At 42.6% G+C, this 20,432-nt stretch carries 19 protein-coding genes; 17 read left to right on the top strand and 2 right to left on the bottom strand.

Annotated features, from left to right (window positions below):
- Positions 1-29: 29 nt before the first annotated feature.
- The 11 genes from AR1Y2_RS15845 to AR1Y2_RS15795 all read left to right on the top strand — a co-directional run bounded on the left by AR1Y2_RS15845 (position 30) and on the right by AR1Y2_RS15795 (position 12,318).
- Positions 30-854 (top strand): PRD domain-containing protein, encoded by an 825-nt coding sequence (locus AR1Y2_RS15845; protein ID WP_137329836.1) that lies wholly within the window; start codon positions 30-32, stop codon positions 852-854.
- Positions 855-1,070: 216 nt separating this feature from the next.
- Positions 1,071-2,489 (top strand): PTS transporter subunit EIIC, encoded by a 1,419-nt coding sequence (locus AR1Y2_RS15840; RefSeq protein WP_243118783.1) that lies wholly within the window; start codon positions 1,071-1,073, stop codon positions 2,487-2,489.
- Positions 2,490-2,505: 16 nt separating this feature from the next.
- Positions 2,506-3,561 carry an ADP-ribosylglycohydrolase family protein gene (locus AR1Y2_RS15835; RefSeq protein WP_137329834.1) on the top strand — a complete coding sequence of 352 codons (1,056 nt, stop codon included), beginning with the start codon at positions 2,506-2,508 and terminating at the stop codon, positions 3,559-3,561.
- 563 nt (positions 3,562-4,124) lie between these two features.
- Entirely contained in the window at positions 4,125-6,044 is a 1,920-nt protein-coding gene (locus AR1Y2_RS15830) for an endonuclease MutS2 (RefSeq protein WP_137329833.1), read from the top strand.
- Positions 6,045-6,071: 27 nt separating this feature from the next.
- Complete coding sequence (locus AR1Y2_RS15825; protein WP_137329832.1) at positions 6,072-6,596, top strand: GNAT family N-acetyltransferase; 525 nt, start codon at positions 6,072-6,074, stop codon at positions 6,594-6,596.
- Positions 6,597-6,611: 15 nt separating this feature from the next.
- Positions 6,612-7,175, top strand: a complete 564-nt coding sequence (locus tag AR1Y2_RS15820) for a sugar O-acetyltransferase (RefSeq protein ID WP_137329831.1) — start codon at positions 6,612-6,614, stop codon at positions 7,173-7,175.
- A 156-nt stretch (positions 7,176-7,331) separates the two neighbouring features.
- Positions 7,332-8,003: an MgtC/SapB family protein gene (locus AR1Y2_RS15815; RefSeq protein ID WP_330576940.1), complete on the top strand. Its 672-nt coding sequence runs from the start codon at positions 7,332-7,334 to the stop codon at positions 8,001-8,003.
- Positions 7,984-8,517 (top strand): GNAT family N-acetyltransferase, encoded by a 534-nt coding sequence (locus tag AR1Y2_RS15810; RefSeq protein WP_330554809.1) that lies wholly within the window; start codon positions 7,984-7,986, stop codon positions 8,515-8,517. Before AR1Y2_RS15815 ends, AR1Y2_RS15810 begins: the two co-directional genes overlap by 20 nt.
- Positions 8,518-8,582: 65 nt before the next feature.
- Positions 8,583-9,116 carry a VanZ family protein gene (locus AR1Y2_RS15805; protein ID WP_137329830.1) on the top strand — a complete coding sequence of 178 codons (534 nt, stop codon included), beginning with the start codon at positions 8,583-8,585 and terminating at the stop codon, positions 9,114-9,116.
- Between the two features lie 353 nt (positions 9,117-9,469).
- Entirely contained in the window at positions 9,470-10,957 is a 1,488-nt protein-coding gene (abc-f, locus tag AR1Y2_RS15800) for a ribosomal protection-like ABC-F family protein (protein ID WP_137329829.1), read from the top strand.
- A 56-nt stretch (positions 10,958-11,013) separates the two neighbouring features.
- Positions 11,014-12,318, top strand: coding sequence for an NCS2 family permease (locus AR1Y2_RS15795; RefSeq protein WP_137329828.1), 1,305 nt, complete (start codon positions 11,014-11,016; stop codon positions 12,316-12,318).
- 5 nt (positions 12,319-12,323) lie between these two features.
- Here AR1Y2_RS15795 and AR1Y2_RS15790 read toward each other — a convergent pair whose 3' ends face one another.
- Positions 12,324-12,953, bottom strand: coding sequence for an SdpI family protein (locus AR1Y2_RS15790; protein ID WP_137329827.1), 630 nt, complete (start codon positions 12,951-12,953; stop codon positions 12,324-12,326).
- Positions 12,954-13,220, bottom strand: a complete 267-nt coding sequence (locus AR1Y2_RS15785) for an autorepressor SdpR family transcription factor (protein WP_137329826.1) — start codon at positions 13,218-13,220, stop codon at positions 12,954-12,956. It abuts the gene before it with no gap.
- Positions 13,221-13,370: 150 nt separating this feature from the next.
- On the opposite strand from AR1Y2_RS15785, the gene AR1Y2_RS15780 reads away from it, so the two are divergent.
- The 6 genes from AR1Y2_RS15780 (at position 13,371) to secA (ending at position 20,429) form a co-directional block, all read left to right on the top strand.
- A complete protein-coding gene (locus AR1Y2_RS15780) occupies positions 13,371-14,204 on the top strand; it encodes an AraC family transcriptional regulator (protein WP_137329825.1) in 834 nt (277 codons plus the stop codon).
- 35 nt (positions 14,205-14,239) lie between these two features.
- On the top strand, positions 14,240-15,193 hold the full coding sequence (locus tag AR1Y2_RS15775; RefSeq protein ID WP_137329824.1) for a DMT family transporter: 954 nt from the start codon (positions 14,240-14,242) through the stop codon (positions 15,191-15,193).
- Positions 15,194-15,219: 26 nt separating this feature from the next.
- Complete coding sequence (gene trxA, locus AR1Y2_RS15770) at positions 15,220-15,543, top strand: thioredoxin (RefSeq protein ID WP_137329823.1); 324 nt, start codon at positions 15,220-15,222, stop codon at positions 15,541-15,543.
- A gap of 62 nt (positions 15,544-15,605) precedes the next feature.
- On the top strand, positions 15,606-16,541 hold the full coding sequence (gene trxB, locus AR1Y2_RS15765; protein ID WP_137329822.1) for a thioredoxin-disulfide reductase: 936 nt from the start codon (positions 15,606-15,608) through the stop codon (positions 16,539-16,541).
- A gap of 325 nt (positions 16,542-16,866) precedes the next feature.
- Positions 16,867-17,397 carry a ribosome hibernation-promoting factor, HPF/YfiA family gene (hpf, locus tag AR1Y2_RS15760; protein WP_137329821.1) on the top strand — a complete coding sequence of 177 codons (531 nt, stop codon included), beginning with the start codon at positions 16,867-16,869 and terminating at the stop codon, positions 17,395-17,397.
- Between the two features lie 464 nt (positions 17,398-17,861).
- Positions 17,862-20,429: a preprotein translocase subunit SecA gene (gene secA, locus AR1Y2_RS15755; protein ID WP_137329820.1), complete on the top strand. Its 2,568-nt coding sequence runs from the start codon at positions 17,862-17,864 to the stop codon at positions 20,427-20,429.
- The last annotated feature ends 3 nt before the right edge of the window (positions 20,430-20,432 follow it).

Here is a 20,432-nt window from a genome sequence, read left to right as displayed (position 1 = left end):
TTTAATTTAAGAAGAGGGGGGGCTTTTTTGTGAGGATTACTAAAAAAATTAATAACAACGTTGTATTAGGGGTAGATCCTAAGGGAAAAGAAGTAGTGATTTTCGGGAAAGGAATTGGATTCCACGAAATTCCTTACGAATTAAAAGACTCATCTTTGATAAGTAAAACTTTTTATGATATTGATTCAAGTTATTTGGAATTATTATCTGAAATTCCTGAAGATATTTTTAATGTTTCATCTAAAATTGTTGATTATGCAAGAAGTAAAGTCGGTTGTGAACTAAATCCAAGTCTGGCATTTATGTTAGCCGATCACATTAATTTTGCTGTCATAAGATTAAAGGAATTCATAGATGTTACGAATCCGTTAACCAATGATATCAAATATTTATATAAAACAGAAATGGAGATTGGATATAAAGCTCTGGATATGATAGAGGAGGATTTACAGATTCGCTTTCCGAAAGGGGAGGCAGCAAGTATTGCACTGCATATTATCAATGCAGAAGGTATGCAAAATGATATGAATAATACAATAAAAGTTACGAAGCTTCTTAAAGAAATAACCAAAATTGTAGAAGAAAGCTTTGATTTTGAAATTGATCAGGACAGCATTGACTATTCCAGATTTGTTATTCACTTAAAGTATTTTGTACAGCGTGTGAAAGAACCAAAAGAGAAAGTTTCAGATTCTACGAAATTGCTTCTTGAATCTATAAAAGCTCAATCTCCGGATACGTATAAATGTTTTCAGAAAATAGAGAGCTATTTAAAAAAAATATTAAACTGGAAATACAGCGAAGAGGATCAATTATATCTATTGGTTCATATCAATAGGATTTTAAATAACTAAAGAACGCATGTCACGTATTACCCTAAAATTTATGTATTTTTCCGCATTGGATTGTAACTCTGCCTTGAGGCATTACCAATGATAGATATTAGTATATTTATCATTTGCTGCCTTGAGGCTTTTTTATTTAATTGATGTCAATTATAAGGGGGGATAAAGATGTAAACAATAAAAATCATTTATGTATACAAGTTACATTCAAAAATGGAGGTGAACATGATGTCAGCAAGTGAATTAAGTAAGAACATTATTTCTAATGTAGGTGGTGTGGAAAATATCAATTCATTAACGCACTGTGTAACAAGATTAAGGTTTGTTCTTAAAGAGAAAGAAAAAGTAAATAAAGATACCATTGATAATTTGGACGGAGTAACAAGTTCATTATATTCCGGGGGTCAGTATCAAGTTATTATTGGACAAGATGTGGCAAATGTATTTGAAGATATTATTAGTAATTATGATTTGAATGGTACTAAAAAAGGTGTTGCTGATACAAATCAGGGGGAAGATAAAAAGAGTATTTTGGGGCGTTTAGATCAATTGTTCAGCATATTAGCATCAATCTTTACACCATTAATTCCTGCGATGCAGGGTATGGGATTTTTAAAAATAATTTTGGTCTTAGCGAAATTTATGGGTGCGTCACCGGAAAGCACTACTTATCAGTTGGTCAATACATTATCAGATTCTTTTTTCTATTTCCTTCCGTTTCTTGTGGCGTGGTCCGCAGCGGAAAGATTTAAGGCTAATAAGGCACTGGCTTTGATGTTAACCGGATTTTTGCTGCATCCAGGTTTTATGGAATTATTCAAGGCAAATGAACAGGTTTCATTTTTGGGGATTAATGTTCCGAATATAAATTATACCGGAAGTATATTGCCGCCAATTCTGACAATACTTTTGTTATCATATGTTCAAAAATTATTAAATAAATTACTGCCAAAACTATTTAAGACAGTATTTTCATCTGTGATCGCTTTGATTATTACAATGCCGATTGCAATCTTAATTATTGGACCGATTGGGAATTGGGGCGGTGCTATATTAGTAAATTTATTCAATAGTTTATATCAGTTTAGTCCATTGCTGTCTGGTGCAGTAATCGGAGGACTGTGGCAAGTAATCATAATTGTTGGTATGCACTGGCTGGTACTGACATTGATTCAGTTCCCGAATATAAATAGTTTGGGAGTGGACAGAGTTACAGTTGCGTTTGCTCCTAGTATAATGTGTCAAATTGCAGCAGGACTTGCCGTTGCATTAAAAGTTAAAAATAAAGTGGTTCGGGAGAATGCATTATCTTTAACAGTAACAAGTTTACTCTCCGGCGGAGTAATTGAACCGGTAATGTATGGGGTAAATATAAAATATAGAAAGCCTTTCTACTTTGTATTAGTAGGAGGCGCAGTAGGAGGAGCTATTACAGGAGCATGTGGAGCAGGGATTACCGCTCCGGTTATGTTTGGTATATATACGTTGCCGGCTTTCTTTGGCAAAGGATTTACAGGGTTGATGATAGGAACATTAGTTGGTTGTTCCGTGACATTTTTATTAACCTATTTCTTTGGAGTTGACAAGGCAATCGAAGAAAAACAAAAGAAAGAATTAGAAGCTTACACAGCAGAAATTGTATAAGAAGGAGATAGATTTTATGGAAAAACAATATTTATATAACAAGATTAAAGGGACTTTAGTAGCTGCGGGAATGGGAGATGCAATGGGGGCGCCTTCAGAGGCTTGGAGCAGAGATGAAATTATTAAAAACTATGGGGGACCAATTACTGATTTTATAGATCCAAGTTTAAATCTTTATGTGAAAGATAACCTGATGGGTGAAGTTACAGATGATACATCTCAGATGTATGAAATGGCATTGGCAGTCATTAAATCTAAAGGAAATTTTACGGTAAATGATGCAGCAAATGCTTTGATAGAATGGTCGGAAAAATATCCGAAGTATTATCCAAGAAATGCAGGACCAACAACAAGATATTTGATAGAGGACTTAAAATCAGGCAAAGATCCTGTTGAATTGGGGAAAACGGGCGGAACATATGACCGTGGTACTTCTAATGGTGCAGCGATGAGAATTGCTCCGGCGGGATTGCTGTTTCCTGGAAATTTGGAAAAAACCATAGAAGTTGCAATTACTATGACTAAGCCGTCCCATGGAACACAGCATGGATATTCGGGGGCATGTGCAATTGCATGCGGAATCTCAAATGCTTTAATGGAAGATTCTGATTTATATTCTATTATAAAAGCTTGTCTTTACGGAGCGAAACGTGGAGAAGAAATTGGAAGGGAAGAAGCCAGAATTGCTCCGGGATTTGCAGTTTATGAAAAAATCGTTAAAAGTATAGAAATTGCTTTAACCTCAGATCAAATGGACGAAGCGATGGAAAGATTGGAAAGAAGTGTTGGAAATGACGGATCTATTCAAAGTTCTGCTGCATGTGCCATTGGCCTTTTTTTAGCAAGTTCCGGAGATGTATTGAAAACAATCATCGGCGGCGCAAATATTGGCGGAGATACCGATACGATTGCTTGTATTGCGGGAATGTTAGCCGGTGCATATACAGGATTTGAAGAGATAGACAGTGATAAATATGAGGTGTTTAAAAAGGCTAATACAGGATTTGATTTTGATAAAGTATCTGAAGAACTGACAGATTTAGCTCATAATAATTATTTGAATGCTAAGTAATTCTTTAAACTTCTTAGGTTGTTGTTTTGATTCTTATAGCGGTCTCCTTTAGAACTGTCTGATATGATAGAGACTTAAAGGAGGCTGTTTTTTTATTTCCTGATCATGCTTAGACAAACCCTGACAATGCGTGTCAGGATAAAAATGGATGTTGACAATATGAAAAGCAAAGACTATAATAAACAAAAAATAAGAAATGAAATGAGGTGTCTTGGTGTTACGGGTTTCTGGAATGAGCATTGCAGAAAAATAAAATAATGATCAGGGACGACAGGTATGGATATGCCGGTCTGTTTTTTGTCAGCCTGCATATAAAGCAGACTGATCTGATATTTTGCCTTACAAACCCGTTTCATACGCTTTATATAGATGGTAAGAGATGTTGGAACATAGCTGTGTAATGCTGTGTTTTTTTATTCTTTTAATTTAGACTTCTTTCGTTAAAAGATCACAGGGAATGTGCCGGTTTCGGGGCAATGTATCTGTGATCTTTATTTTATTTCAGGAAATTAAACTATGATAATATAGGCATCATTCTGCCTTGACTGAGAAAGGAATCTATCATGAAAAATAAATCATTGACAACATTGGGATATCATCAGATATTAGAGCAGCTAAAAGACTATGCATTTTCTGCGGGCGCAAAGGAACGGATCGGCCGGATGCTGCCTTTATTGTCTGAACTGAAGCTGAGGAAACATATAAATGACACATCCCAGGCAAGAGGAATGGTGGAGACATATGGAACACCACCTCTCCCAGCCATGGATCATATGGAAGAATATATAAAAAAAGCAGCTGCGGGGGCACTGCTCCTACCGGAAGAATTGGAAGAATTATGTATGTTCTTAAATTCTGTCGCACGGCTGAAGATCTACCTTAAGAAAGGGGAGGCTGAACAAATCAGCCTGGCTTTTTATAACCAGAATTTAGAATCCCTGGATGACTTGAAAGAGGAGATCAGGCAGTGTATCAGAAATGGAAGGGTAGATGACTATGCGTCACCGTACCTGAAAGACATCCGAAAGCAGATGCTTCTGCTCAGTGAGAAAATCGGAGAGAAAGCTGAAAAAGCACTGAGGGCAAATAAAACGTATTTGAGCGATGCATTTGTAGTGAAAAGAAACGGAAGGTATTGTATTCCTGTCCGTAAAAAATGCAGAAATATGGTTTTGGGAAGCGCAGTTGACCAGTCTTCCACCGGTGCCACTATCTTTGTGGAGCCTGCTTCGGTTGCAGGGCTCAGAGAGGAACTGGAACTTTATCAAATTGAGGAGGATTCGGAAGAAAGAAGAATCCTTTACAGCCTGACGAGCCTGGCAGCACAGAATGAGGAAGCCTTGAAAGAAGATATTCGCGTGATCGAAAAGCTTGACTTTATATTTGCCAAGGGACGCCTGAGCCTTGAAATGAATGCAGTGGAACCTGAGATCAATACAGAACATTACATCAGGCTTAAGAAAGCCAGGCATCCAATGCTGTCAGGGGAAACCTGTGTGCCGTTAGACTTTGAAATAGGAAGAGAGAACCGCGGAGTCATCATAACAGGACCGAATACAGGCGGAAAAACGGTAGCAATTAAGACTGTCGCCTTAATGAGCGCAATGGCATGCTCCGGGCTTCATGTTCCCTGTGAATGTGCAGAACTCTGTATGCAGAATGAGATCCTCTGTGATATTGGAGACGGACAGAATATATCTGATAATCTGTCTACCTTTTCAGCACACATCAAGAATGTTCTGGAAATATTAAAAAGAATTCAGAAAGACAGTCTTGTCATATTAGATGAACTGGGTTCCGGGACCGACCCGGCGGAAGGAATGGGAATCGCAGTGGCAATCCTCGAAGAATTGAGAAACAGCGGAGCATTATTTCTGGTAACCACCCATTATCCCGAAGTAAAAGAATACGCAGACCGGTATCCGGAAGTGGTGAATGCAAGGATGGAGTTTGATCGGGAAACTCTGAAACCTTTGTACCGGCTGACGGTAGGGGAGGCAGGAGAAAGCTGTGCATTATATATAGCGAAACGTCTTGGCTTTCCGGGCAGGATGCTCTGTGAAGCGGCCAGAGAGGCTTATGGAGAGGAATGTGAGAATGTTCTCGGCACATTGCAGTTAAGTGACAGGGAAGAAGAAATCAGAAGAGAAAAGTCCCCTTCCATACAGAAAATACAGCCTAAAAAGGAAAAGAGGGAGAAGGGTAGAAAATTTGTTACCGGTGACAGCGTGACAGTTCTGCCCGATGGACAGATCGGGATCGTAGTGAAGCCGTCGGATGAAAACGGCCAGGTTTTAGTGCAGATAAAAAAAGAAAAAAAGCTGTACAGCCATAAACGGCTCAAATTAAAAGTTGCAGCATCCAAGCTTTATCCGGAGGAATATGATTTCTCTATCATATTCGATTCCGTGGAGAACAGAAAAGCAAGGCATAAGATGGGAAAACGATACCGGGATGATCTTGTCATTAAGTCAGAAGAATAACAATAGATTGTTTGAAAGGAGTATGATATGAGGATCAGAAAAGAAGAAAAAAAAGACTATGCTGAGGTCTATGAACTTGTGAAAGCTGCATTTGAGACAGCGGAGCATGCGGACGGCAATGAACAGGATCTTGTGGAAGCACTGAGAAAAAGCAGTGCTTTTGTGCCGGAACTTTCTCTTGTTGCTGAGGAAGACGGTAAAATCGCGGGACATATCATGTTTACGGAAATAAGAATCGATGATAAGATAGAACTTGCTCTGGCACCTCTTTCCGTACTGCCGAAATACCAGAATAGAGGCATCGGAATGAGGCTGATAAAGGAAGGCCATAAAATTGCAGCTCAAATGGGATACGGAATCTCTATCGTTGTGGGAATTGAGGATTACTATCCAAAGGCTGGATATAAAAGAGCGAAAGATTATGGAATCAAAGATCCATTTCAAGTGCCGAACGAAAATTTTATGGTATGCGGCCTTGGTAAAGAAATAGGGCAGTACCATGGGACTGTAGAGTATGCAAAAGAATTTTATGATGCAGTGGAAGGAAGATGACAGGAGGAAATCACGATGACAGAAAAGGAAAAAGCAGCCCTGGGGATGCTGTACGATGCCAACTATGATGAAGATATAAAGGCAGAAAGACTTGAATGCCAAGACTTGTGCGCGGAATATAACCGTCTGATGCCCAGTGAAGTGGAGAAAAGAACGGAGCTTATGAAGAAGATTCTCGGAAAGACAGAGGGGGAGTTTGTAATAGAGCAGCCCTTTCTGTGTGACTATGGGCACAATATCGAGATTGGGGAGCGCTGTTATCTGAACTATAACTGCACCATACTGGATGGGGCGAAGGTCACATTCGGTCATGATGTCTTTGTCGCTCCAAATTGTTCTTTCTATACAGCGGGGCATCCATTTGACGTGAAACAGCGGAATGAAGGTCTTGAATATGCATATCCGATCCATGTGGGAAATAACGTATGGATCGGCGGAAATGTGACCGTGGTCCCAGGAGTGACCATCGGCGACGGAACAGTCGTTGCAGCGGGGAGTGTCGTGACAAAGGACCTGCCGGCAGGAGTGCTGGCAGCCGGAAACCCATGCAGGGTGATAAGGAAACTTACAGAGGAATAATTCAGATCACCCCTTATTCTATTCCTTTCAGGTGGACGCACTACGTGCAATGCGGTATACCCACAGGGCACCCCGTATTTTATACCCTTCGGGTGGACGCACTACGTGCAATGCGGTATACTTAATAAAAGAAGTAGGGAAGGAAGTGTGATGCATATGACAGGCCTTATTTTACAGCTGGAGTACAGCGGGAGGATCCTTCTGGCCGCTGTCTGCGGCGCATGTATCGGCTATGAGCGGACCAACAGGCTTAAGACCGCCGGCATCAGGACCCATGTGATTGTATCCCTGGCTGCTGCATTGATGATGATCATTTCTAAGTATGGGTTTAACGACATTTTAGCGATGCATAATATTGGATTAGATCCATCCAGGATTGCGGCGGGAGTGGTGACAGCCATCGGCTTTCTGGGTGCAGGCATTATCTTTGTACATAACCAGAGTGTCAGCGGCCTGACCACAGCGGCAGGAATCTGGGCTACCGTGGGTGTGGGAATGTCCGTGGGAGGCGGTCTCTATGTGATCGGGATTTTCAGTACAATCCTGCTCATCATTGTACAGTGGATCCTGCACAGGGATTTTAAGTGGATCAAGACCCCGACTGTTGAAGTCATTACCCTAAAGCTGCCCAATAGCCCTAATGCTGTTAAGATGATCCAGGAGACGATCCGTGAGGAGTCTATAGAGATTCTGAACATTTCGGTGGAAAAGATGGGCGAAGAAAGTATTAAGGTGAGGCTTGATGTGAAGCTGCCTGACAGCTTTAATATGTATGATGCGATTAAGCGGCTGCTGGAGAACGAAAATATTGAATCCATTGATATCTGAGACAGAAAAGGAACCGGATATGATCAGAAAAGCACACAAAGATGACGTAAAAAGGATCACACAGATTTATAATGAGGTGGTGGCCAATTCAGCCGCCACCTTTGACTTGGAAGAGAAGTCATTAGAAGACCGGGCAGCGTGGATGGAAGAGCATAAGGGAAACCACCCGCTGCTTGTTTATGAGACGAATGGAAGTGTTGTCGGCTATGCAAGCCTGTCTTCTTACAGGGAGAAAAAAGCGTTTGACGCCACCGTGGAATTGTCCGTCTATCTGGACAGCAGGTACAGAGGCAGGGGGATCGGCACAGCGCTCATGGAAGCAATTCTTTTGGAAGCAAAGAGCCGAAAAGATATCCACACAGTAGTCTCTGTCATCACGGGAGGAAATAAAGCCAGCCAGAAGCTTCATGAAAGCTTTGGGTTTGATTTCTGCGGCACGGTCAGGGAGGCTGGGTATAAGTTCGGAACCTACCTGGATATAGACACCTATCAGCTAATTGTCAGAAATAAATAAGAATTTTGAAGTTTTTTCTTTTGTCTTTTTTGGTACCCTAATATTATAGAAAAGGGGGTAGCTTTATGGGAAGGCAAAAAGAAAGTAAACTTAGAAATACTATTTTTAACGGTGTATTCGTTTTTTATCTTGTTTTTTTGTTTGAAAATATTTTATTTAAATATGTACAGCCCTGGCAGCTGTTCCGGTCCGGAAGATACTACGCAAGATCCCTGAACCTGGTCCCATTCAAGCAGATCTTCGCATCCTCGGGGATCGGGGATCTGAATATCTATGGGAACATCATTTTATTTGTTCCGCTGGGTATTTATCTAATGTTTTACATGAAAAAGAAAAAGGCCGTAAAAAGCCTTGCCGTCATTTTCGCCCTGAGTGTGTTTTTTGAGTCATTTCAGTATGCGGCAGCGATCGGGGCCACCGATCTTGATGATGTGATATTAAATTGTCTGGGCGGGCTTGCAGGAATTCTTTGCTATAAGATCTTGGTTTTTCTATGCAGAGGGAACGAACAGACCGCAAAGACGGCTGTCACATGGATCGCCGCAGCGGCAGGGATCCTCACAGCGGTACTTGTCATATTGCTGGTTGCCTATAATTAATGGTTTACAAGAGACCGGATTTATTTTATACTAAAGTTATTATTAAGAGACGAGGTGGAAGGATGATTATTATTTCTTGCTAAAAATGAATCTGCATAAACAAGGAGGGAGACCTTCTGGTTTTATGCATTCTGCAAGAAAGATCATCCAGACTGCTGCTATATAGAGTAATGTCAATGTACGCCCGGCGTGCCTGATATTTTTGTATGCAAACCTGCAGGAAGATTCTTTCCTGCAGGTTTTTTTAGTCCATAGAAAAGTTTCCTCTATGGAATAAAAAATGCTCCGCGAGAATCCCACAAGTGGGATTCCTCATTGGAAAAGAATAGAAGGAAATTAAGGAGGTGCTATATATGTCATTGATACAAATTTCAAATTTGACATTTTCATACGATACAAGTTTTGATTATATTTTTGAGCATGTTTCGTTCCAGATTGATACAGGCTGGAGACTGGGGCTTACCGGGCGGAACGGACGGGGAAAGACAACATTTCTGAAGCTATTAATGGGAGAATATGAATATCAGGGGTCCATTCAATCTGGTATGGAATTCGACTATTTCCCGTTTCAGGTGGAGGAACCAGAACAGATGACAATTGATGTACTGGATAGAATTGATCCGCAGTATGAGCTGTGGAAGATCATGAAGGAACTGTCGCTGCTGGATATCTCAGATGAAGTGCTGTACCGGACGTTTGGGAGTCTTTCCAACGGGGAACAGACAAAAGTGCTGTTGGCAGCATTGTTTGCTAAGGAAAATCACTTTTTGCTCATTGATGAGCCTACCAATCATCTGGATGCCAATGCCAGGAGGAAGGTGGCAGAATACCTGAAATCAAAGAAGGGATTCATTCTCGTGTCACATGACCGGACCTTTTTGGATGAGTGTATAGATCATATTTTATCCATCAATAAAACAAATATTGAGGTGCAGAAGGGGAACTTTACTTCCTGGTATCAAAATAAGATGCTCAACGACCAATTTGAAATGGCGGAGAATGAAAAACTGAAAAAAGAGATCGGAAGGCTTTCGGATGCACAGAAAAGAACAGCCGGGTGGTCACGGGAAGTGGAAAAGACCAAACGGGGAACCAGAAATTCGGGTCTGCGCCCTGACCGGGGCTTTATCGGCCATAAAGCCGCAAAAATGATGAAGAGGTCAAAAGCCTCTGTAACGAGAAAGGAGGAGGCAGTCAAAGAGAAATCAAAGCTGCTTAAAAATATTGAAACTATGGACTGCTTGAAGCTGTCACCGCTGGCCCATCATGCCAGAAGGCTGGCAGAGTTTAAGGATGCAGCGATCTCCTACGGAGACAGGACAGTGGCAGAGCATCTGAGTTTTTCTGTGGAGCAGGGCGACCGGATCGCTCTTACCGGACACAACGGATGCGGAAAATCCAGTGTTTTGAAGCTTTTGATGGGGGAAAAGATTTCTTATACAGGGGCATTATACGTTGCAAAAGGACTGAAAATATCCTATGTCCCCCAGAACACGGACGGACTAAGGGGGAATCTGAGAGATTACGCATACGAATATGGGATTGATGAGAGCCTGTTTAAGGCGATTCTTAGAAAATTAGACTTTTCAAGGCTTCAGTTTGAGAAAAGAATCGAGGAATTCAGCGAGGGACAAAAGAAAAAAGTATTGATCGCCAGAAGCTTGTGCGAGGAAGCACACCTGTATATCTGGGATGAACCTCTGAATTTTATTGACGTGTTTTCACGGATGCAGATTGAAGAGCTGCTGCTAAACAGCTGTCCGACCCTTCTGTTTGTGGAGCATGACCAGACTTTCAGCGGCAGGATTAAAACAAAGGAAGTGATCATGAGGCCGCTCTGAATGAAGATTCCCCAATATGGAAAGAATATCTCCTGAAAAGCAAAAGGAGGATTCTTATGAAACACTGGATCGAAAAACAATTTCATTTGAAGAATAATCATACAGATATCAAGACAGAATTTTTGGCCGGGATCACAGTGTTCGTCACCATGGCTTACGCACTGGCAACAATACCAAACATGCTGGAAATAACAGGGGTAGATAAGCATGTGATGATGACGATCATGGTGATGCTTATTGTGGTTACAACCCTTGCTATGGCGTTTTACACAAACCGGCCGTTTGCTCTGGCTCCGGGACTCAGCAGCGCCGGGATCGTGGCCGCTATGATCGCAGGAGAACAGGTACCCGTAAAGATTGCAGGCGGTGTTGTCTTCTGGAGTGGGATATTGTTTCTTTTGATTACCTTCCTTGGACTCAGGGAGGCAATCGTCCGTGCGATTCCAGCCAGTTTAAAATATGCTGTCAGTGCGGGGATCGGTCTGTTTATCGCAGTGATCGGAGCCAAAGGAGCAGGACTCATTGTGGCAGACCAGTCTAAGAATAGTCTTTCCTTTGGGAACCTCGGATCGCCGGAGGTTATTGTCGCAGTGCTTGGGTTTCTTGTGCTTTTGGTCTTGAGAGCAAGACGGGTGCCGGGGGATATGATCCTTTCCATTCTGGCTGCCACGGCTGTTGGCCTGCCTCTGGGCGTCACAAAACTCCCTGAAAAGATCATTTCCATGCCGGCTTCTATAGGAGGACAGCTCTTTAATATTAATATTCTGGGAGCTCTGCATGTGCTGTATCTTCCGTTTTTAATTGCTTTATTCGTGCCGGACTTTTTTGCAACAGTAGGAACGATTCTGGGAGTGGGAGCTAGAGCCGGATATTTAGATGAGAACGGGAACTTTGACGGTATCGACAAATGTTTCCAAGTGGATGCTGCCGCTACCAGCTTCGGGGCCCTGTTCGGGATGCCGGGACTGACCACATACCTGGAATCCTCTGCGGGAATCGAGGCAGGGGGCAAGACAGGCCTTACCGTCGTGTTTACTAGTATCTTTTTTCTATTGGCATTGTTTTTTGCACCGGCGGCTCTGATTATACCATCTGCCGCCACAGCGCCTGTATTGATCTATATTGGGATCAGCATGTTAGAGGCTATGAGACACATTCACTATGATGATATAACAGAAAGTATGCCGGCATTTATGTGTGTTGCGTTCACTGTATTAGCTGGGAATATCGCCAACGGTATCTGTACAGCGATCCTGTTTTACCTGGTCATGAAAGCGGCGGCTGGGAAAGTAAAAGAGATACATGTGTTCATGTATCTCTTGGGTGCAGTCAGTGTGCTTTACTTCTATACGCTTTTATAAAGATTTCAGCGCTTTTTATAAAACTCCATATAGGAGAAGACAAACGGTGCGAGCACCATGACAGCCAGTACAGAGAGGAAAACGGGTACCTGGAATGGAACTGGTGCTAAGGAAGCAAGGGTGATCATAAATCCTCCCAGGACCCACAGCTTTCCGGTAAAACGATGTGTTCTGAACCAGTTCTGTTCATCTGCCAGGGCCCATGGGGTACGGATACCTATAAAGTAATTATGTTTTGTCTTAGGCAGAAGATTCCCGAGAAAAATGAACAGGGAACCGATACCGAGACAAAAGATTAGATTTACGTTAATATTCATACGGAAAGCAGCGGCTATTGTCATAATTTGGACGGCGAAGAAGACCAGGCCGATGACAAAGCTGTAGCGGTTATATTCCTTTTGGAATTTCTTGTAATTACCAGAGTTAGGATCTGTCTTTCTCATTACTTGAAAAAGTATTGTCAGAAAAAAGATAACAGCGGGAAACAGAAAGATCGTAAGCTTTGGAGCATACCGGTCGATGGTCCCATGTGCATTCCAATGTGCAGGGATCTGTTCCGGCAGGGAAGAGAATACAACGAAGGAAAGCAAAAGAGAGACTGCTGTCAGTAAAATGCTAGGTTTGTATTGTTTCATTTATTTTTCCTCCTTAAAACTTTGAAACCAGTGGATCACTTCTTCAAATACAGATAAATTTAATTCGTAATAAATATATTTTCCTTGTTTCTCATCGGTGATCAGATTTGCATTCTTTAAAATGTTCAGATGATGGGACACGGTTGCGCCTGTCATTTCAAAATGGCTGCATATCTCTCCTGCCGACAAGGAACCTTCTTTCAGCAAGTCTAATATCTCACGTCTTGTGGAATCTGACAATGCCTTAAATGTTTCCTGAAAACTCACAGTGCCTCCTCTCTGAATCATTTAGAAGTTTATCTAAATGAATTGTATCACAGCATTAGTACAAAGGCAAGAACATTTAGAGAATTATCTAAATGTATTCTGCAATATCATGCAAGATTTTTGAGAAGAGTTTGTGTTAAACTTAAAACTATGAAAGAAATAAGAGAAATTTTTTATGACAAACAATTAAATATTGAGGCTTATGGCTTTTATGGCCTGAAACAGAAATTTCCCAATCACTTTCACGACCACTATGTGATTGGATGTATTGAGAGCGGTATAAGGAAGGTCACATGCCGGGGAGAGGAATTTCTCATTGAGCCTGGAGATCTGTTGTTTTTTAATTACAGGGAGAACCATGCCTGCGAGCAGGTTGGAGATTATCCTTTAAACTGCAGGTTTATTAACATCAAGAGGGAAAGGATGAGAGAGATCGCAGAAGAGATCACTGGAAAAAGCGGCTATCCGGAATTTGTGAGACCCGTAATCCGCCAGTGTCCAAAGGCAGAGCTGCTCCGGGAGGTCTACCGGATGGTGGCAGAGGGAAAGGAAGAATTTGAAAAGGAGGAACACTTTTATCTGCTGATGGAACAGCTTCTCTCAGAATATGCAGTATTTGAAAAGAGAGGTGTACAGGTGCCGGATACGGAAAAGCTGAACGATGTCTGTGATTATATTAAGGAGCATTACAGTGAGAACGTCTCTCTGGAGCAGCTCTGCGGGATCGCCGGTGTGAGCAGGTACAGCCTGATCCGGTATTTTACAAAATATAAAAAGATAACACCGTACCAGTACCTTGAATCGATCAGGATTAATCAGGCAAAGCTTTACCTGGAAGAAGGGATGGAGCCGGCGGAGGCTGCAGCTATGACTGGATTTTCTGACCAGAGCCACTTCACCAACTTCTTTAAGCGGCTGTTCGGCTTGACACCTGCCCAGTACCAGCGGATTTTTATCCAGAAAATTGATAAGACTCCGCTATAAACCATAAATATTTTGCAGTAGAGAGGAATTTTATTATGGAAGACAAAAAATACATACAGGGCCATCTGTTTGCTATGGCCACCATTTTTCTGTGGGGTACCACATTTATATCAACGAAGATCCTTCTCCGTGAGTTCCAGCCCATCGAGATTCTTTTTTTTCGGTTTCTGCTCGGCTTCTTAGTACTGATTGTCATTTACCCAAAGAGATTGAAGACAAGAGGATGGAAGGAAGAAAAGTATTTTATCGCTGCCGGCCTTTGTGGGATCACTCTGTACTATTTATTTGAAAATATTGCACTTACCTACACTATGGCTTCCAACGTGGGAGTCATTATTTCTGTATCTCCGTTCTTTACGGCATTGCTGGCAAGGATTGTGACAGGAGAGAAGGCTCTTGGAAAGCGTTTCTTTCTAGGTTTTTTTCTTGCCATGTGCGGGATCTGCCTGATCACCTTCGGCGGGAATACAGCTCTTCATCTGAGCCCCAAAGGAGATCTTCTGGCAGTCCTGGCAGCGTTTGTCTGGGCGGCTTATTCCATGCTCACAAAAAAGATCGGAAGCTTTGGCCACAATATCATACAGGCGACAAGGCGCTGTTTTGCCTGGGGCCTTTTGTTTATGTCGCCGGTCCTGCTCTTTACAGATTTTTCTCTGGAAACAAAACGGTTCCTGGAACCTTTAAACATGGGGAACCTTCTATTTCTAGGCATTGGAGCTTCCGCCATCTGTTTTGTGACATGGAATACGGCGGTGAAACGGCTGGGAGCAGTGAAGACAACTGTCTATATCTATATGGTGCCGGTGGTGACCATCATCACCTCTGTCCTGATACTCGGAGAAGTGCTGACGGTAAAAGCTTTAGCAGGGGCGTTTCTCACCATAGCCGGTCTGTTTTTATCTGTAGAAAAGAAGAAAAAAAGGGCAGATTGTGACTTGCTCACAGAAGTATTTCCAAAAAGCGATATAATGGGATCAGAAAGTAAATAATGTTTTGATAAAAAGGAGTGACCATTATGTCAGTATTAAAAATAACCAGTGCAAATTTTGAGCAGGAAGTTTTAAATTCAAAGGAGCCGGTGCTCATCGATTTTTGGGCAACCTGGTGCGGACCGTGCCGGATGATGTCACCAGTCATTGACGCAATCGCAGAGGAAGTAAAAGGGATAAAAGTAGGAAAAATCAATGTTGATGAGGAACAGGAACTGGCAGTGAGATACCGCGTTATGTCCATCCCTACAATCCTGATATTTAAGAACGGAAGTATTGAACAGAGCTTTGTGGGAGCCAGAGATAAACAGGAGATCCTCAGGGCGCTGAAATTGCAGATGGCAGAATAAGACCACACAGGAATGTGTTATAATAAGAAGGAAAACAGACAAGTAAAGAAAGGGGTTTCCTTATGAAGATTTATGATTTGATCATTATCGGCGCGGGACCGGCAGGTATGTCCGCAGCCATTTATGCAAAAAGAGCGATGCTTGAAGTACTCGTATTAGAAAAAGAAGCTATGTCAGGAGGGCAGATCGTACAGACTTATGAAGTTGATAATTATCCTGGGCTTCCAAAAATGAATGGAATGGATCTGGGAGATCAGTTCTTCAACCATGCTTCTGATCTGGGAGCAGAAGTAAAGACCGGGGAAGTGCTGGAGATCAAACATGACCAGCCGGTCAAAGAGATCATATTAAAGGACGGAGAAGTGTTAAAGACCAAGACGGTCATGCTTGCCACAGGAGCTACCCACAGAAAGCTGGGAATCCCTGGAGAAGAAGAATTGACTGGCCTGGGTGTTTCCTACTGTGCCACCTGTGACGGAGCGTTTTTTAGAAATAAAACTGTGGCTGTGGTAGGCGGCGGGGATGTTGCGCTGGAGGATGCACTGTTTTTGAGCAGAATGTGTGAAAAAGTGTATCTGATCCACAGAAGAGATGAGTTCAGGGGCGCCAAGATCCTTAGAGATCAAGTGACGAAAAACGACAAAATTCAAGTAATCTGGAACACTGTCGTGACGAAAGTCGACGGAAATGAGAGAGTAGAATCTATTTCCATCAAAGATGTGCATAACGATGTGGATAAGTCGCTGAAAGTCGATGGATTATTTATCGCAGTGGGGACGGCTCCGCAGAGCACGCTTCTAAAAGATGAACTCAAAATGGACGAAAGAGGCTACATTGTGGCCGGAGAAGACGGAGTGACGAATATTCCAGGAATTTTTGTAGGTGGGGACCAGAGGACCAAAAATCTGCGCCAAGTGGTGACTGCTGCCGCAGATGGGGCAAATTGTGTGGTATCAGTGGAGAATTATCTCCAAAAGTTAGAATTGCCTGACAATTGAAAGAGCATACTAAAAACTTAAAAATCAAGAGGAAAAGTTTGTTTTGTCATATTTGTATATGAGTCGTATTTTCAAGTATTAAATCGAGAAATACAGAAAAAAAACATCACATTTTATCCACAGGCTAAAATAGCGGTTCTTCGCAATAATACAGTTATACACAAAGTTATCCACATTATCCACAGTTGACAAAGGTCGAAACAGTGCAAAGAAATTCGACAAAATGAAACATCTGTTTTGTGTAGAATTTATAAAAAGATTTGTTTCCAATGGAAAAGCTATATGATATAATAATTAATATCAAATAGTAAAGGAGTTGGAAGCCATGAATTTCATTATTAGCGGTAAGAACATTGAAGTAACAGAAGGAATCAAGGCAGCAGTAGAAGAGAAATTAGGCAGGCTTGACAAGTACCTGAATGATGACATTGACATCATCGTTACTTTAAGTGTTCAAAAAGAGAGACAAAAGATTGAAGTAACAATTCCTATGAAGGGGCACATTATACGTGCAGAACAAGATAGTGCGGATATGTATGTATCCATTGATTTGGTCATTGATATTCTCGAACGTCAGATCAGAAGATATAAAACCCGTTTGATGAGTAAAAAATACGAAGGCGCAGGATTAAAACAGGAGTTCATCGACAAGGACGAGGATGTGGATGATGATGAGATTCGTATTATCAGAAGCAAAAAGTTCGCGATCAAGCCGATGGATGTGGAAGAAGCCTGCATCCAGATGGATCTTCTGGGCCACAATTTCTTCGTATTCCGTAACGCCGACACTTTTGAAGTGAATGTAGTATATAAGAGAAAAGGCAGTACATACGGACTAATCGAACCAGAATTTTAGGAAGTATGATTTTTTAGGGAGCTGAGGCTCCCTTTTTTTATTCCATAGGAAAGTTCTCCCTATGGAACAAAAAAGCCCTCCGGGCATGATGCGCACGATGTGCCAAGGAAGGCTGCTTTTGCAGCCGCACATCGGCGCGCAAAGCGGAACAAGTCCCTCATGATTGAGGGATTTAGGGAGTTGAAGCGGACTTGTCCGCTTTGTTCTTTCATAGGAAAGTTCTCCCTGTGATAAAAAGCCCTGCGGCCATTATGCGAGCAAAGTGAACTTGTCTGTTTTACATTTTATAAGGAAGAATCCTGTTATGGCGGCTTGTAAGAAAAGCTGTTCTAAATACGGGAAAAATCCACTTGTATGCTGATAATTGCGGGTTCTCTTTGATAAAAGCTTTTGTTGCCACCCTATTCCAGAAGTGTTACAATATCATAGATTACATGTGAATTTGAATATTTGGGAGTGAAACTATGAGTTTGATAGGAAAAATTTTTGGTTCGCACAGTGACAAAGAGCTGAAGCGTATCAGTGGAATAGTTGATAAAATCGAGGCATTGGACGAACCAATGCAGAAATTATCCGATGAGGAATTAAGAAACAAAACCGTAGAATTTAAAGAGCGCCTGGGCAAAGGAGAGACATTGGACGATCTTCTGCCGGAGGCTTACGCGGCTGTCAGAGAAGCCAGTGCAAGGACCATCGGACTGAAGCATTACCGTGTTCAGCTGATCGGCGGTATCATTCTCCACCAGGGAAGAATCGCAGAGATGCGTACCGGTGAAGGTAAGACCTTGGTCTCCACCCTTCCCGCTTACCTGAATGCCCTGGAGGAAAAAGGTGTCCACATTGTAACGGTTAATGATTATCTGGCAACCCGTGATGCCGAATGGATGGGACAGGTTCATAACTTCTTAGGTGTCTCCGTTGGTGTTGTTACCAATGATATGGAAAATGATGAACGCAGGGCTGCCTATAACTGCGACATTACGTATATCACCAACAATGAACTAGGATTTGACTACTTGAGAGACAACATGGTCATTGAAAAAGAAGATCTGGTGCAGAGAGACCTGCACTATGCCATCGTGGATGAGGTCGATTCCGTACTGATTGATGAGGCCAGAACTCCATTGATCATTTCCGGACAGAGCGGGAAGTCCACAGAGCTTTACCGCGCCTGCGATATCCTGGCAAGACAGATGGAACGCGGTACCTCCAACGGAGAGCTTTCCAAGATGGACATTCTCATGAACGAGGATATCGAGGAAGATGGGGATTTCCTTGTGAACGAAAAGGATAAGCATGTGCTCCTGACTGCTCAGGGTGTAAAGAAGGTGGAGGAATTTTTCCACATTGATAACCTGGCAGATCCGGAAAATCTTGCGATCCAGCACAACATCATTCTGGCGTTGCGCGCCCACAATCTCATGTTCATCGACAAAGATTATGTGGTAAAAGATGACGAAGTACTAATCGTCGATGAGTTTACAGGACGTATCATGCCTGGAAGACGGTATTCAGACGGACTTCATCAGGCCATTGAGGCAAAAGAGGGAGTCAAGGTAAAAAGAGAGTCCAAGACACTGGCTACGATCACATTCCAGAACTTCTTTAACAAATACGATAAAAAATCTGGAATGACCGGTACTGCTGAGACTGAGGAACAGGAGTTTCGTGAAATCTACGGCATGGACGTTGTCGTTATCCCGACAAACAAGCCAGTGGTGCGAGTTGACCATGAAGACGCCATATATAAGACAAAACATGAAAAGATGAATGCGGTCGTGGAAGAGATTGCCGCCTCCCATGCCAAGGGTCAGCCGGTCCTGGTTGGTACGATCACCATCGACATGTCCGAGGAACTGAGCCGTATGCTCAAGAAACGCGGCATCAAGCACAATGTCTTGAACGCAAAGTTCCATGAAAAGGAAGCGGAGATCATTTCCCATGCAGGTGAGATTGGTGCAGTTACCATCGCTACCAACATGGCAGGACGTGGTACTGATATTGTCCTGGCTGACGGAGTATCTGATCTGGGCGGCCTTAAGATCATCGGTACAGAGCGTCATGAATCCAGACGTATTGATAATCAGCTGCGCGGACGTGCAGGCCGGCAGGGAGACCCAGGTGAGTCTAAATTCTACCTGTCTCTGGAAGATGACTTGATGAGGCTGTTCGGATCTGAGCGTATGATCTCAGTGTACAACACCCTTGGCATACCAGAAGGAGAAGAGATCCAGCATAAATCCATCAGCAGGACCATTGAGAAGGCCCAGAAGAAGATCGAGAACAACAACTTTGGAATCCGTAAGAACCTGCTGGACTATGACCGTGTGAACAATGAGCAGAGAGAGATCATGTACAAAGAACGCCGCCGGGTGTTGGACGGTGAAAACATGAAAGACTCTGTCCTACACATGATCAAGGAAACCATCTCTGAATATGTGAACCAGTGTGCCAGTGAGGACGCCGCACCGGAAGAATGGGATATGGATACACTGAATACAGAGCTCCGGCCAATTATTCCGTTTGGCAAGATTGAACTGAGTCAGGAAGAAATCCAGGCAGGAAAGCCGGAACTGCTCGCTGAGCGTCTGCAGGATGAAGCTGTGGAGATGTACGCCCAGAAGGAAAAAGAGTTTGAGGACTACGACCTGCGTGAGATCGAGCGCATCATTCTTTTGAAGGTCATTGACCGCAAGTGGATGGACCATATCGACGATATGGACCAGCTTAGGGAAGGGATCGGTATGCAGGCATATGGACAAAGGGATCCGGTAGTGGAATACCGCATGGCCGGATTTGAGATGTTTAATGTGATGACAAAGGCGATCCAGGAGGAGACAACCGGTGCTCTGTTCCACGTAGAGATTGAGCAGAAGGTGGAAAAAGAACAGGTTGCCCAGGTGACAGGTACAAATAAAGATGACAGCGGTGTCAAGACTCCGTATAAGAGGAAAGGGGAAAAGATCGGAAGAAATGATCCATGCCCTTGCGGAAGCGGAAAGAAATACAAAAACTGCTGTGGAAAAAATTAAGGA

Source organism: Anaerostipes rhamnosivorans, from assembly GCF_005280655.1.
Lineage (GTDB): Bacteria > Bacillota > Clostridia > Lachnospirales > Lachnospiraceae > Anaerostipes > Anaerostipes rhamnosivorans.
This window is presented reverse-complemented; position numbering and strand designations above follow the sequence as displayed.

Bases quoted from the DNA above. Each gene is read 5' to 3' on its own strand.
- AR1Y2_RS15840 (WP_243118783.1), top strand. From the start codon at position 1,071: ATGATGTCAGCAAGTGAATTAAGTAAGAACATTATTTCTAATGTAGGT.
- AR1Y2_RS15835 (WP_137329834.1), top strand. From the start codon at position 2,506: ATGGAAAAACAATATTTATATAACAAGATTAAAGGGACTTTAGTAGCT.
- AR1Y2_RS15830 (WP_137329833.1), top strand. From the start codon at position 4,125: ATGAAAAATAAATCATTGACAACATTGGGATATCATCAGATATTAGAG.
- AR1Y2_RS15825 (WP_137329832.1), top strand. From the start codon at position 6,072: ATGAGGATCAGAAAAGAAGAAAAAAAAGACTATGCTGAGGTCTATGAA.
- AR1Y2_RS15820 (WP_137329831.1), top strand. From the start codon at position 6,612: ATGACAGAAAAGGAAAAAGCAGCCCTGGGGATGCTGTACGATGCCAAC.
- AR1Y2_RS15815 (WP_330576940.1), top strand. From the start codon at position 7,332: ATGACAGGCCTTATTTTACAGCTGGAGTACAGCGGGAGGATCCTTCTG.
- AR1Y2_RS15805 (WP_137329830.1), top strand. From the start codon at position 8,583: ATGGGAAGGCAAAAAGAAAGTAAACTTAGAAATACTATTTTTAACGGT.
- abc-f (WP_137329829.1), top strand. From the start codon at position 9,470: ATGTCATTGATACAAATTTCAAATTTGACATTTTCATACGATACAAGT.
- AR1Y2_RS15795 (WP_137329828.1), top strand. From the start codon at position 11,014: ATGAAACACTGGATCGAAAAACAATTTCATTTGAAGAATAATCATACA.
- AR1Y2_RS15790 (WP_137329827.1), bottom strand. From the start codon at position 12,953: ATGAAACAATACAAACCTAGCATTTTACTGACAGCAGTCTCTCTTTTG.
- AR1Y2_RS15780 (WP_137329825.1), top strand. From the start codon at position 13,371: ATGAAAGAAATAAGAGAAATTTTTTATGACAAACAATTAAATATTGAG.
- AR1Y2_RS15775 (WP_137329824.1), top strand. From the start codon at position 14,240: ATGGAAGACAAAAAATACATACAGGGCCATCTGTTTGCTATGGCCACC.
- trxA (WP_137329823.1), top strand. From the start codon at position 15,220: ATGTCAGTATTAAAAATAACCAGTGCAAATTTTGAGCAGGAAGTTTTA.
- trxB (WP_137329822.1), top strand. From the start codon at position 15,606: ATGAAGATTTATGATTTGATCATTATCGGCGCGGGACCGGCAGGTATG.
- hpf (WP_137329821.1), top strand. From the start codon at position 16,867: ATGAATTTCATTATTAGCGGTAAGAACATTGAAGTAACAGAAGGAATC.
- secA (WP_137329820.1), top strand. From the start codon at position 17,862: ATGAGTTTGATAGGAAAAATTTTTGGTTCGCACAGTGACAAAGAGCTG.